Source organism: Cupriavidus sp., assembly GCF_057315035.1.
This window is the reverse complement of sequence record NZ_DBHKYV010000003.1, coordinates 1-12,301: the sequence shown is the minus strand read 5'-3', so window position 1 is coordinate 12,301 and position 12,301 is coordinate 1. Positions and strand designations below refer to the sequence as shown.

Here is a 12,301-nt window from a genome sequence, read left to right as displayed (position 1 = left end):
GATACGCGTGAAGTCCCGCCATGACGGGAAGCTGCGTAGATTCAGTATGCTGCGCCGTAGGCAGCCGACAGTTCCTGTTTGCGACGCGAGTTGCTGATCAGGTTGCCCAGCTCGGCCAGGCGCGGCATGGTCAGGTCGCGAATGCGTGCATCGAAGGCCAGGATGCGTTCCAGCAGATGGAAGCGGCGCAGGCGTTCATCATCGGAGAACTGCGCGCTGTGATCGAGCTGGCGCAGGCGGTCCACCTCGGCCATATAGACCTTCTGCAGGTCGGCGAGCGCATCCCAGTTTGATGCACGGGCGGCCTCAAGCATCTGCTCGGACAGAACCAGCAGTTCCTCGTAGCTTCTGACAATCGGAGACATGGCAAACATCGCGGGATTCCAGTGGTTTCCTGTGGGCTTCAGGCGGGTTGTGCGGTGAATGCGTCGGCCTGCGCCGCCGGGGCATCCGGATCGATCGACGCCCAGGCCGACGACAGGTTTTCCAGCAGGCCGTCCACTTCGCCGAGCATCTCGGCGCTATTGCGCAGGTTGGCCAGCATCAGTTGGCGCGTCATGTATTCGTAGAGGCGTTCGAGATCGGCGGCAATGTCTCCGCCCGCGGTATGGTCCAGCACCGCGCGCAGACCGTTGTCGACGATGTCGATCGCTTTCGAGATGGCCTTGCCCTTGCCGGCGATATCGCCAGCTTCCATGCAGAACTTCGCGCGCGCAATCGCGCCACGCGCACCGTCATAGAGCATGACGATCAGCTTGTGCGGGCTGGCGCTCATGGCGCCGGTGTGAACACCGACCTGGGCATAGGCATTGATGGCTTGGCGCGCGAACATGGTGGAATTCCTTCTCTTTACTTCGAGCTGCTGGAGCTGTTCAGTGCATTGAACTGCTGCGTCAGGTATGAACTGGTCGAGTTCATCTGCGACACCATCAGGTCAAGGTTTGTGAACTGCGTGCGGTAACGTGCAATCGTGTCGTTGATGCGGCTCTGCTCGTCGGTGAATTGCGTGCTCAGGTCCTTCAGCGTCTGGGTCAGGCCGTCCTGGGCGGATTTCAGCGAACCGCTGGTGGCATTGAAACCGTCGATCGTGCTGGCGATCGAGCGCGCAACGCCACCCGTGGTGCCATCGCCACCGAACAGTTGGCTTACCGCGGCCGGGTTGTCGTTCAGCGCCTTGGTCAGCTTGGTATCGTCCACGGCGATCGTGCCGTCCTTCTGGAACGACACGCCGATTGCCGACAGCGTGCTGTAGGCCGAGCCGCTCTCAGGCGTGGTAAGCACGCTGCGCAAGCGCGTCTGGATATTGCGCAGCACGGCGTCGCCGGTCAGTGCCGAGCTGGTACCGGCCGATGCATCGAAAGCGGTCAGCGTCGAGGCCGCCGACTGGATATTGTTGTAGGCGGACACGAACGAGGTGATGGCCGACTTCATCGAATCGGTGTCGCGCGTCACGCTGAGGCTGGTGGTGCCGGTCTGCGACAACGTCATGGTCAGGCCCTGCACGGCGTCCTTGACCGTGTTGCTGGCGCTGGTGATGGAAATGCCGTTCACCGTCAGGTTGGCGTTGGTGCCGCGCACTGCTTCGCGCACGCCGTTCGACGTGGATCCGGTAGCGTCCATGCTGGCCGGATCGAAACCAACCAGTGCCTGCAGGTCAGAGTCGGAGCTCGACACCTGCATGCTGTTGGTCTCGCCCGTGCTGTTCGACGTCAGCACCAGGCGGTACGGCTTGGTGCCACCGTCGTTGACGATGCTCGCGGTCACGCCGATATTGGCCTTGTTGATCGCGTCGCGCATGCCTTGCAGCGTGTTGTTGCTGCTGTCGATCGTGACCGTCTTGGCCGAATCCGACGAGGTCGAGAAGGTCGGGTTGCTGTACTGGCCCGTGCTGCTGTCATAGCCGCCAATGGTGCCGAAATTGAAGGTCAGCGTGGCGGGCAGCGTGCCGTGGACCACCGCGGAATCCTGTGCGGCCTGGCCACCGCTGACCAGGGACTGGGCTTGCGCCATGCTCGTCACGTTGACCGAATACGTACCGGCAACGGCATTGGTACCGGTGGCCACGCTCATCACCGCCGTGTTGCTCACGCTGGCCTTGACCGCCGAGAACGTGTCCGCATTGGCCAGCTTGGTGGCGGTCGACTGGAACGACGACAGCACGCTTTGCACCGTGCCATAGGCCGACAACTTGGCCTGGTAGGCGGTCTGCTGGTTCTGCAGCAGCGTGAGCGGCGCGCTTTCGGCCGTGGTCAGCTGGTCGAGCAGCGTGTTCAGGTCCATGCCGGAACCGATGCCGAGAGAGGAGACGGATGCCATGCTGTTACCTCGTTTATTGTGTTTTGCGTACTAGTTACGTGCTGGATTACGTACCAGACGGGAGAGACTTTGTGTCTTGTTGTCAGGCGGACTGCCGTACCAGCAGCCCTTGCAGCTTGTTCATGGCATGCGCGATGCGCACCATTTCCTCCGACGGCAACTGGCGGATGATCTCGCCGGTTTCGCGGTCCACCACCTTGGTGATGACCTTGTGCGTGACGTCGTCGATGTCGAACTGGAGACCGAATGGCGTGGTACGCAACACATCGCGAAGTTCCTGTACCGCCGTGGTCATATCCTGTGGCAGCGCATCGCGGCCCGCCTCGTCGGCCGGCGCACCGGTGCCATAGGCAGCGGACACGGCCCTGGGCGCGACCGGGGTCGGCACGACGGGGTCGTGCTGAAGCACCGCGGAAGCGGCAACGGTGGAGGCGGCGGCAGCGGAAATGCTCATGATCCGGTCTCTCTATATGAGAAGTGCTATGCAAGCGGCGTGTCCGCTTGCGTAGCACTCCGGCAAAAAACCGGGCCCGAGGGCCCGGTTTCCTGCGGAGCTTGCGGCGTGATTAACGCAGCAGCGACAGCACGTTTTGCGTCGATTGGTTGGCTTGAGCCAGAACCGACGTACCAGCCTGTTGCAGAATGTTGGCGCGGGTCATGTTCGACACTTCCGTTGCGTAGTCTGCGTCCTGGATGCGCGAACGCGACGAGGACAGGTTGGTGATCGTGGTGCCCAGGTTCGAGATCGTCGAATCCAGACGGTTCTGCACAGCACCCAGCGACGAACGCAGCTTGTCAACCGTCGACAGGGCCTTGTCCAGCACGGCCAGCGGGTCGGTCGTCGACGAACCGGCGCTGATCGCGTCGGTCGTCAGCTTGCCGTTGGCATCGATGTTGGCCGTCTTGCCGACGTTGGCGGCGTTGTTGGCAGCCGTACCGCCGGCAGCCACGGTCACCTTGCCGGTGGTCGTGTCAACAGCGTAGTTCGTGGTGTAGCTGGCGGTCTTGGTCAGCGAACCGGTCGAATCGGTGAACACGTCCCACGTTTGCGTGGCTTGCGTCAGCGTGGCCGTACCGGTCATCAGCGAACCCGGAGCAAACGTCACCGTGCTGTTCGAGGCAGCAGCTGCCAGGGCGGTTTCCACTTGGTCAGAGGTGGCCGTGGCGTTGTAGTTCAAGCCACCAGCGCCGTCCGACTTGTACGTCGTGCTACCCACTGCAACGCTGGCTGCACCAGCGGCTGCACCAGCGGCTGCACCCATAACGGCGCTAACCGTGGTCTGCGTCAGGCCACCGGCGTTGTTCGTCGTCAGGTTGCCACCTGCATCCAGGTAAGCTGCCTGGCCACCGATGGTGATCTTGCCTGCCGTATCGATTTCGAAGCTGGTCGAAGCCGAAGAAGCCGACAGGTTCGTGTAGACAGCCGTGTTCTTGCCCGAGGCCGGGGTCAGCTTGGCAGCTTCAGCAGCAACGCCAGCAGCAGCGACGTTGGCGGTGTACTTGAAGTTGCCAGCCTTGGCGTCGTACGTGTAGGTGGAGCCGCCGCCGACTGCAACGGTGTCGCCGTCGCTCAGCTTCGACAGCACTTGCTTGCTCGTGGCGGCCGTGTTCGACGTCGTCACTTGATACGTGTTGGCCGGCAGCGTGGCAACAGCCTTGTCAGCGGCCGTTTGCGAGTTCTGCACGTCGGTCAGCGTAGCAGCCGTGTTCACCTTGCCGGCAACGCTGAAGCCGCTCAGGCCCAGGGTCTTCGAGGAGATTTCCGACAGGTTGATCGAGATCGTTTCGCCGTCGTTGGCACCCACTTGAATCGTCAGCGGCTTGGCGGCGCCCGACAGGACCTTCACGCCGTTGAAGTCGGTCTGGGCCGACGTACGGTCGATTTCTGCCAGACGTTGTGCGATTTCGTCCTGGATCGATTGCAGGTCCGACGACGAGTTCGAGCCGTTTGCCGACTGCACCGACAGTTCACGGATACGTTGCAGGTTGTTGTTGACTTCGGTCAGCGCGCCTTCAGTCGTTTGCGCCAGCGAGATACCGTCGTTGGCGTTACGTTGAGCCTGGGTCAGGCCGCGGATGTTGGCGGTGAAGCGGTTGGCGATGGCCTGGCCGGCTGCATCGTCCTTTGCGCTGTTGATACGCAGACCCGACGACAGGCGCTGAATCGCCGTGTTCAACGACGATTGCGACGCCGTCAGGTTGTTCTGCGTCATCAGCGACAACGAATTGGTATTAATGACTTGCGCCATGGTACGACTCCTATTTGCAATGTTTTAGGCATTCCGGCGGGTGCCGTAACGTTGGCTGCCTGCTTTGCAGGGCGAGAGTGCCTCCGTTGCAAGGGTTATCGACCTCGGGAAGGAAGACTTTAGAGTGATCTTTGCGAGAGTTGCGGGCGCAGTGCGATCTGGTATATCACGCGCGCCTGGCGCGTCCAGGCCGCCCTTATATATAGCGGCGCGGGCCCCGGGGGCGCCGCACCTGGCATGGCTCAGCGGCGCTTGCGTGTGCGCGGAATATAGAGCCGCACGAAATCCGGCGAGGCTTCCGCGTCGAGCATTGCGGTTGTGTCCTCGGATGCGTGCGCGGGCGTGACCACCGTAATGGCGCGCTTGTAGATCAGCGTGGGGGTTGGATCGTCGGCATCGCGGCCGAGCAGGATCATGTAGTTGTCCGCGGCCAGCACGATGCCGTTCAGCCGCGTGCCATTCGACAGGTGAACAATGACGGCAACGCGACTGGCGTTGTGCGCGGCGAACTGCAAGTGCTGCAGCTTCCGACTGGGTCTGGGAGCCTTGATTTCCTTCTTCACAACTTCTCCGGAAGAGCCCGCGAGGGTTCTGGCGGCTGACAACGGTCCGATGATCAGGTACTTCGGTTGGTGTCGCACTAAAAGTGACGTATAGCGCGAACTGATCGCGGCGAGACTTGAAACATTCGCTCTCGGAACCGGCGCGGTGGCTCCACATGATTGCAGCAAACAGGCGCTTCACAAAAGTGAAGGACGCTGCCCGGCTGGCCACTGTGGTTGGCATCCGCAGGAGAGAAGGGGAATACTTCAGGCGGGAGAGTAACAAAGTTTTACAAGCATTGACGAGTCCACCGCATGGCTGGGCTAGAGGAATTGCTCTACTCATTTTATTGCCATGAATTTGTGCTTCGTGTAGCACATAGCCTCTGCGGGTGACCGACGAAATTCTGCTCATGCCCTGGAACCCGCGCCAGCTAAAGGTTTCCGGCAATCGTCCGTTATTCGTCGGTAAGAACAAAAGTGTCGCCTGCGATCACTTTTGTTATTCATGTAGTGCAATCGTTACACCCGCCATAAGGGTAACCCCTGATAGAAGCGGGATTTACACCTCATGTAAGCGGGTTTATCTTCGCGATTCGGGTCCGGGTACAGCCGGACCTTTCACAGCAGTCCTGAAAGCCTACGAGCACCCCGCGCGTGGGCTTCTTTTTTTTGAGCCCGCGTCCTTCGCGGCAAACTGCTCCGCCGCGCCCGCCAGTTCTGGCGAGGTCAAAGTGCACGGGACAGATTAGAAACCTTGCGCTGCCCCGGCAATTTGTGAAAGAGCAGCGACTTTCCCCCCTATTTCATTTTTTCGCTCAAGGCCGGCAAATGCCCGCCGATAGCCGGTCCGTGCGACGCCCGGATTCGGGCGGTTGCCAGTCGTACAAACACAACCGACCGAAAGAAAGGTACGAAGTGATGGGCTTGCGAAAAATGGGTATCGGCGCGCGGATGTCGTTGGCGTTTTTTGTGGTGGTCGTGCTGCTGGCGGCCGTGGCCGCCGTGGGCGTGAAATCGCTCGGCAGCATGAACGACGCGTTGCACTCGGCCGTGGAGCAACGTCTGCTGCGCGTGCTGGACCTGAAGCTGGCCAAGGAACAGGTGCTGACGATCGGCATCATGGTCCGCGACGCGGCCCTGACCGAGGATCCGGCGTTGGCCACACAGAACGCCGAAAAAATTGGCAAGATCCGCGAGAAGGTCAGCGCCACGCTCGAAGATCTTGGCAAGGTGATGCGCGCATCCACCAATCCGGCGGCGAAGACCAGCTTCGATGACCTGATGCAGGCGCGTGCGGCTTACAACGGCCAACTCGACCTGGTCATGCAGCAACTGCGTGGCGGCGAATTCGACGGCGCACGCGCCGGGCTCGTGGTGACCTTGCCGGCGGCGCAGGCCGCGTATTTCGACAAGCTCGATGCCATGGCCGACATGGGCCGCAAGATGGCTACCGAAGCCGTTGACGCGGCGAGCCAGCAGTATCAGTTCACGCGTAACCTGCTGATTGGCCTGTCGATCGTGGCGGCAATCATCGCGTCGCTGCTCGGTATCGGCCTGACGCGCTCGGTGACTCGCCCAGCTACCCAGGCGCTCGATGCAGCGGAAGCGCTGGCGCAAGGGCAACTGGGTCATGCCATCGAGGTGCACAGCCAGGACGAGATGGGCCGCATGCTTGGCGCCCTGGAACGGGCTTTCGGGCAACTGGGCATGCTGGTGCGAGGCATCCAGCAGGCGGCAGGTTCGATCGATACCGCCGCACGCGAAATCTCCACTGGCAACACCGATCTCTCGCAACGCACCGAAGAACAGGCCGCTTCGCTTGAACAAACCGCTGCATCGATGGAGCAACTGACGTCCACGGTACGCCAGAACGCCGAGAATGCACGCCAGGCCAATCAGTTGGCAGTCAATGCGTCGGACGTGGCTACCGAAGGCGGCCGCGTGGTGCGCAGCGTGGTGGATACCATGGACGGCATCTCGAAGTCGTCGGCACGCGTGGCGGAAATCATTGGCGTGATCGAAGGCATCGCATTCCAGACCAATATCCTGGCGCTGAATGCCGCAGTGGAAGCGGCACGCGCAGGCGAACAGGGTCGCGGCTTCAGCGTGGTGGCGGCGGAGGTGCGTAGCCTCGCGCAGCGCTCGTCGTCGGCGGCCAAGGAAATCGGCGAGCTGATCAACGGTTCCGTGCGTCAGGTACAGGACGGCGCCAAGCAGGTGGAAGTGGCTGGCAAGACCATGGACGATATCGTTGGCGCAGTGCGTCGCGTGACGGACATCATGGGCGAGATCTCGAGTGCCAGCGAGGAACAGACGGCCGGCATCGAACAGGTAAGCCTGGCCATCACGCAAATGGAAAGCGTGACGCAACAGAATGCCGCACTGGTGGAAGAGGCCAGCGCTGCCGCCGAAAGCCTGATGCAACAGGCCAGCGGACTGGTAACCGAAGTGGCGCGTTTCGACCTTGGCCGTGGCACCGCGGCCGGGAGCAGCGAGCGCGCCATGCCCGTGGCCCGCGTAGCGCCGGCAGGCAGGTTGGCGGCACCGCAACCGGTGCGCCAGATCACCGCCAAACCTGCACCGGCTCTGCCGAAGCCTGCTGCAAAACCTGCCAGGACCGCAGTGGCAGCCCCAGCAAAGACACGCGTGGCGGCAGTGCCCGCCGCGGCGCGCCCACCCGTACAGCGCCGCACCCAGGCCGAACCCTTGCTGTCGCGGCAGCCAGCCCAAGCTGCAAAGCCGCGTGCGCCAGTGGCACATCAGCGCAAGGAGCCCGTGCTGGCCACGCCTGCGCGCAAGCGCCCCTCGGCCGCACCGGCACCGGCCATGGCCGACACCGGCGATTGGGAGACGTTCTAAGCTGACGCCGCACCCAGTGCGGCGACTGCATGCCCCCTCCGCGTCGTTCGAGCATGTAGACAAAACGTAACATCCCCGCAGTGGCCTGCAGCACAGGACGCGATCGGACAAGCACGGTTTTCAGCGCTCGCCTAAAATGGCGGCTCTCCTTGTCCGATAAAGAGCAGCGAAGCCCCGTCCGGGGCCTTCATCTGCCATGCAGGCCACTCCATGTCCGTAGCGCCCTCCTCCCAGCGTTCCCCCGACGCGGCACCAGCCGACGTGCCGGTCATGCAGGTCATCTTTGGCCTGATGCTGGCCATCCTGCTTGGCGCGCTTGAACAATCGATCGTGGCCGTGGTGCTGCCCGATATCGCGCTACAGCTCAACGGCTTCGAAGACATGGCGTGGGTGATCTCCGCCTATCTGGTGGCCTCCACCGTAGTCACGCCAATCTACGGCAAGCTGTCCGACGTGCTCGGGCGCCGCTCGGTGCTGACATTCTCGATCGTGCTGTTCCTGCTGGCATCGATTGCGTGCGCGATGGCCACCACGATGCCGATGCTGATCGTTGCCCGCATCCTGCAGGGACTGGGCGGCGGTGGCCTGATCTCGGTATCGCAGGCCACCATTGCCGATGTGGTGCCGCTGCGCGAGCGCGGCAAGTACCAGGGCTACGTGAGCGGCGTCTGGGCCGTGGCCAGCATGGCGGGTCCGGTGATCGGCGGCTACCTGGCGCACTTCCTGTCATGGCGCTGGATTTTCTGGATCAACATCCCGCTGTCGCTGATTGCCTTGGTGGTGGTGCGACGCGCGCTGCGGCATCTGCCGGTCAGCGGCCGTCGGCACAAGATCGACTACCTGGGCTCGCTGCTGTTTGGCGGCGGGCTGTCGGGCGTGCTGGTGTTCCTGACACGACTGGGCCAGGGCCACTCGCCGCTGGAGCCCCAGACGATTGGCCTGCTGGTGGCTGGCCTGGTGGGTCTGGTGCTGTTTATCTGGCAGGAACGCCGCGCCAGCGATCCGGTGATTCCGTTGAGCATGCTCGGCGTACCTACCGTGGCAATCTGCTGCCTGACGCTGTTCCTGTGCTTCTTCCAGTTGATTGCGATGTCGGTGCTGCTGCCGCTGCGTTTCCAGGTAGTGGGTGGCGCGCATGCCGATACCGCCGCACTGCGGCTTGTGCCGCTGACGCTGGCAATTCCGTTTGGCGCCTATATCTCGGGCCGCTTGATGACATGGAGTGGCCGCTACAAGCCACTGCAGATGATCGGCTGCCTGGTGGCACCGGTGGCCATCGTGGCGTTGGCGTTCACGCCGCCGCACGCGGTGACGCTGGCAGCGCTGGTTATGATCGTGCTGGGTCTGGCAATCGGCCTGCAACTGCCTAGCGGCCTGGTGGCAACACAGAATGCCGTACCGCATCAGCAAGTGGGCATTGCCACTGCACTGACCGCGTTCTCGCGCATGCTTGGTGGCGCGGTGGGTGTAGCCGTCCTGACCACGGTGCTGATCGCGCTGTTGCGCCATAGCGGCGTGTCGCTGGCCAATGCCGGTGGCGGCGAAGATGTACTCATGAGCATGTTCCGTCGCGCCATCTCGGCTGGTGACCAGGCCGATGCCGTCGCCGTGCGCGTGGCCGCCGAGCGTGCGTTCAGGATCCTGTTCCTGCTGAGCGCCGGTGTATCGCTGATCGCGCCGTTCTTTGTGATCCGCCTGAAGGAAACCACCTTGCGGGGCAGTTCTACCGCGGCCGCAAACGCCGCGGCGGCGGCCGAGTAGAACGCCGCGGAGGAAATATTGGGCGTACGGGCTCCGGAACTCTCCCGTACGCGGATCGGTCATCTGTGGGACGATTTCCACCGCCGTCCACCTCCGCCCCGACCATGCCCAAACTTTCCCGCCTGCTTTTCACCGCGCTTGCGCTGACCACTTCGCTTGCCCATGCGGCCGATGATGGCCCGGCCTACGGCCCCGAGCTCGAAGGCTTCGACTACCCCTACCCGGTTCAGCGCTACAAGTTCTCTTCGCAAGGCCAACCGCTCGACATGGCCTTCATGGATATCAAACCCGAAAAGCCGAATGGCCGCGCCGTGGTGCTGTTGCACGGCAAGAACTTCTGCGGCGCCACCTGGCAGGAAACCATCCGCCAGCTCACCGGCGCCGGCTACCGCGTGGTGGCGCCGGACCAGGTCGGTTTCTGCAAGTCGACCAAACCCGCGCATTACCAGTACACGTTCCAGCAGTTGGCCCGCAATACGCACGCGCTGCTGGCATCGATCGGCATCACGGACGTGACCGTGATGGGCCACTCCACGGGTGGCATGCTGGCCATGCGCTACGCACTGATGTATCCGCAGGAAACAAAGCAGCTGGTGCTGGTGAATCCGATCGGGCTTGAGGACTGGAAGGCCAAAGGCGTGCCATCACTCTCGGTGGACCAGTGGTACGCGCGTGAGCTGAATACCACCGCCGACAGGATTCGCAACTACGAAAAGTCCACGTATTACGTGAACCAGTGGAAGCCCGACTACGAGCCATGGGTCCAGATGCTGGCCGGCATGTATCGCGGCCCGGGCAAGCAGATCGTGGCCTGGAACTCGGCCCTGCTCTACGACATGATCTACACGCAGCCCGTGGTCTACGAAATGGGCGCCATCCAGGCCCCGACGCTGCTAATGATCGGTGACAAGGACACCACGGCAATCGGCAAGGATGCCGCGCCGGCCGACATCCAGCCCAAGCTCGGCCATTACCCCGAGCTGGCCAAACTCACGGCCAAGGCCATCCCGAACACGACGCTGGTGGAATTCCCGGAACTGGGCCACGCGCCGCAGATGCAGGATCCACAGGGATTTCACAAGGCGTTGCTGGAGGGGATGGGGAAGGTGCGGTAGTTCGGCGTCTCGGGCCACATCTCATTCGTAGCCCATGCCCAGTGCCTGGGCCTGGCGTGCCAACTCTTCCATCGCCTGCTCGCTGAGTTTGTCGCGCGCGGCCTTGTAGGCCATCAGGTCCACGACGCGCACACGCCGATGCTTGCCGGTCTTGTGGAACGGCAACTCACCGTCTTCGAGCAGTTTGACAAGATAGGGTCTTGACACGTTAAGCAAGTCCGCAGCTTCCTGGGTCGTCAGTTCGGCGTGGACCGGCACGACCTGCACGGCATTGCCGGCTGCCAGTTCCGCCAGGATATCGAGCAGCAAGCGTAGGGCAGTGGTCGGCAACTCTATTTGATGCGCCTCATCCTTCTCATCGAAAATCTGGATGCGTTGTGTGTCAGTGTGTGTCCGAAGATAAGCGGCCAGGTCGCGCTGACCGCGCATCGCAGCCTGGACTTCCTGCTCCACCGGGAGCGCAAACTGGGACTGAACCTGGTTGTTCATGATGAAGCTCCGAGATTGATTCGCCGAGCGTAAACGAAATAAACGAAAATCGCAATAAACGAAATCAAGGTCTTACGCCGAGCCATTACCTCGAAATCAGGCAGACCTTGTATCATCGGTCGGCAACCATGACCTTCGATCTCTTCGACGCCCTCCCCGCCGACCCCGATGCCTCTTTTGCCACTGAAACATTGGCGCCCGGTGCCATGGTGTTGCGTGGCATTGCCCGCGACCTCGGCCCCCAGTTGTTGGCATCGGTGGCCGACGTCAGTGCCGGCTCACCGTTTCGGCACCTGATTACGCCGGGCGGGCTGCGCATGTCGGTAGCCATGACCAACTGTGGTGAGCGCGGCTGGGTGTCGGATCGCACGGGATATCGGTATGACCCGCTCGATCCTGACTCCGGGCTACCGTGGCCGGCCATGCCGGAGGTGTTCCGCAAGCTCGCCGCCAGTGCGGCGGCGGCGGCAGGGTATCCCGGCTTTGCACCCGATGCCTGCCTGATCAACCGCTACCTGCCCGGTACGCGCCTGTCCCTGCATCAGGATCGCGATGAACTGGATCTGCGCGCGCCGATCGTGTCGGTGTCGCTGGGGTTGCCGGCCATCTTTTTGTGGGGTGGCTTGCGCCGTGCCGACCGGCCCGACCGCGTGCGGCTGGCGCATGGCGATGTGGTGGTCTGGGGCGGGCCGTCGCGGCTGGTATTCCATGGCATTGCACCGCTGGCCGCAGGTGATCACGCACTCACTGGCAGCGAACGCATCAACCTGACCTTCCGCAAGACGCGCTAGCCCACACGGAGCTGCGAAACCGCGCGGCACAACAGTTGCCTGCAAAATAATACAACTCTACGATAGCGGCTCAGTCCATCCGCTCATAAAAAGCCGGCGCCTCGACGCGACCGGACCTCCGCGAGACAAGCCCCGATGTCAGCCTCTTCTGGCCCCGCCGCAACCCGCCCCGACAC

General features: G+C 62.6%; 11 protein-coding genes. 4 read left to right on the top strand and 7 right to left on the bottom strand.

Annotation, left to right across the window (positions count from 1 at the left end):
- Positions 1-41: 41 nt before the first annotated feature.
- From ACO550_RS06550 to ACO550_RS06525, 6 genes are all read right to left on the bottom strand, one after another.
- The gene (locus ACO550_RS06550) at positions 42-374 is read right to left on the bottom strand and encodes a flagellar protein FliT (RefSeq protein ID WP_315591648.1); all 333 of its coding nucleotides are present in this window, start codon (positions 372-374) and stop codon (positions 42-44) included.
- A 29-nt stretch (positions 375-403) separates the two neighbouring features.
- A complete protein-coding gene (fliS, locus tag ACO550_RS06545) occupies positions 404-832 on the bottom strand; it encodes a flagellar export chaperone FliS (RefSeq protein WP_315591649.1) in 429 nt (142 codons plus the stop codon).
- 17 nt (positions 833-849) lie between these two features.
- Complete coding sequence (gene fliD / locus ACO550_RS06540; protein WP_315591650.1) at positions 850-2,316, bottom strand: flagellar filament capping protein FliD; 1,467 nt, start codon at positions 2,314-2,316, stop codon at positions 850-852.
- A gap of 82 nt (positions 2,317-2,398) precedes the next feature.
- Positions 2,399-2,770, bottom strand: coding sequence for a flagellar protein FlaG (locus tag ACO550_RS06535; RefSeq protein ID WP_315591651.1), 372 nt, complete (start codon positions 2,768-2,770; stop codon positions 2,399-2,401).
- 112 nt (positions 2,771-2,882) lie between these two features.
- The gene (locus ACO550_RS06530; protein WP_315591652.1) at positions 2,883-4,565 is read right to left on the bottom strand and encodes a flagellin N-terminal helical domain-containing protein; all 1,683 of its coding nucleotides are present in this window, start codon (positions 4,563-4,565) and stop codon (positions 2,883-2,885) included.
- Positions 4,566-4,807: 242 nt separating this feature from the next.
- Positions 4,808-5,128, bottom strand: coding sequence for an RNA chaperone Hfq (locus ACO550_RS06525; protein ID WP_315591653.1), 321 nt, complete (start codon positions 5,126-5,128; stop codon positions 4,808-4,810).
- Between the two features lie 900 nt (positions 5,129-6,028).
- Here ACO550_RS06525 and ACO550_RS06520 point away from each other — a divergent pair.
- From ACO550_RS06520 to ACO550_RS06510, 3 genes are all read left to right on the top strand, one after another.
- Complete coding sequence (locus ACO550_RS06520; protein ID WP_315591654.1) at positions 6,029-7,969, top strand: methyl-accepting chemotaxis protein; 1,941 nt, start codon at positions 6,029-6,031, stop codon at positions 7,967-7,969.
- Between the two features lie 210 nt (positions 7,970-8,179).
- Positions 8,180-9,730 (top strand): MFS transporter, encoded by a 1,551-nt coding sequence (locus tag ACO550_RS06515; RefSeq protein ID WP_315591655.1) that lies wholly within the window; start codon positions 8,180-8,182, stop codon positions 9,728-9,730.
- 104 nt (positions 9,731-9,834) lie between these two features.
- Positions 9,835-10,845, top strand: a complete 1,011-nt coding sequence (locus tag ACO550_RS06510) for an alpha/beta fold hydrolase (protein WP_315591656.1) — start codon at positions 9,835-9,837, stop codon at positions 10,843-10,845.
- Between the two features lie 21 nt (positions 10,846-10,866).
- Here the strand turns inward: ACO550_RS06510 and ACO550_RS06505 are convergent, their stop codons facing one another.
- Positions 10,867-11,334 (bottom strand): excisionase family DNA-binding protein, encoded by a 468-nt coding sequence (locus ACO550_RS06505; protein ID WP_315591657.1) that lies wholly within the window; start codon positions 11,332-11,334, stop codon positions 10,867-10,869.
- Positions 11,335-11,462: 128 nt separating this feature from the next.
- On the opposite strand from ACO550_RS06505, the gene alkB reads away from it, so the two are divergent.
- Positions 11,463-12,125, top strand: coding sequence for a DNA oxidative demethylase AlkB (alkB, locus tag ACO550_RS06500; protein ID WP_315591658.1), 663 nt, complete (start codon positions 11,463-11,465; stop codon positions 12,123-12,125).
- Positions 12,126-12,301 lie beyond the last annotated feature (176 nt).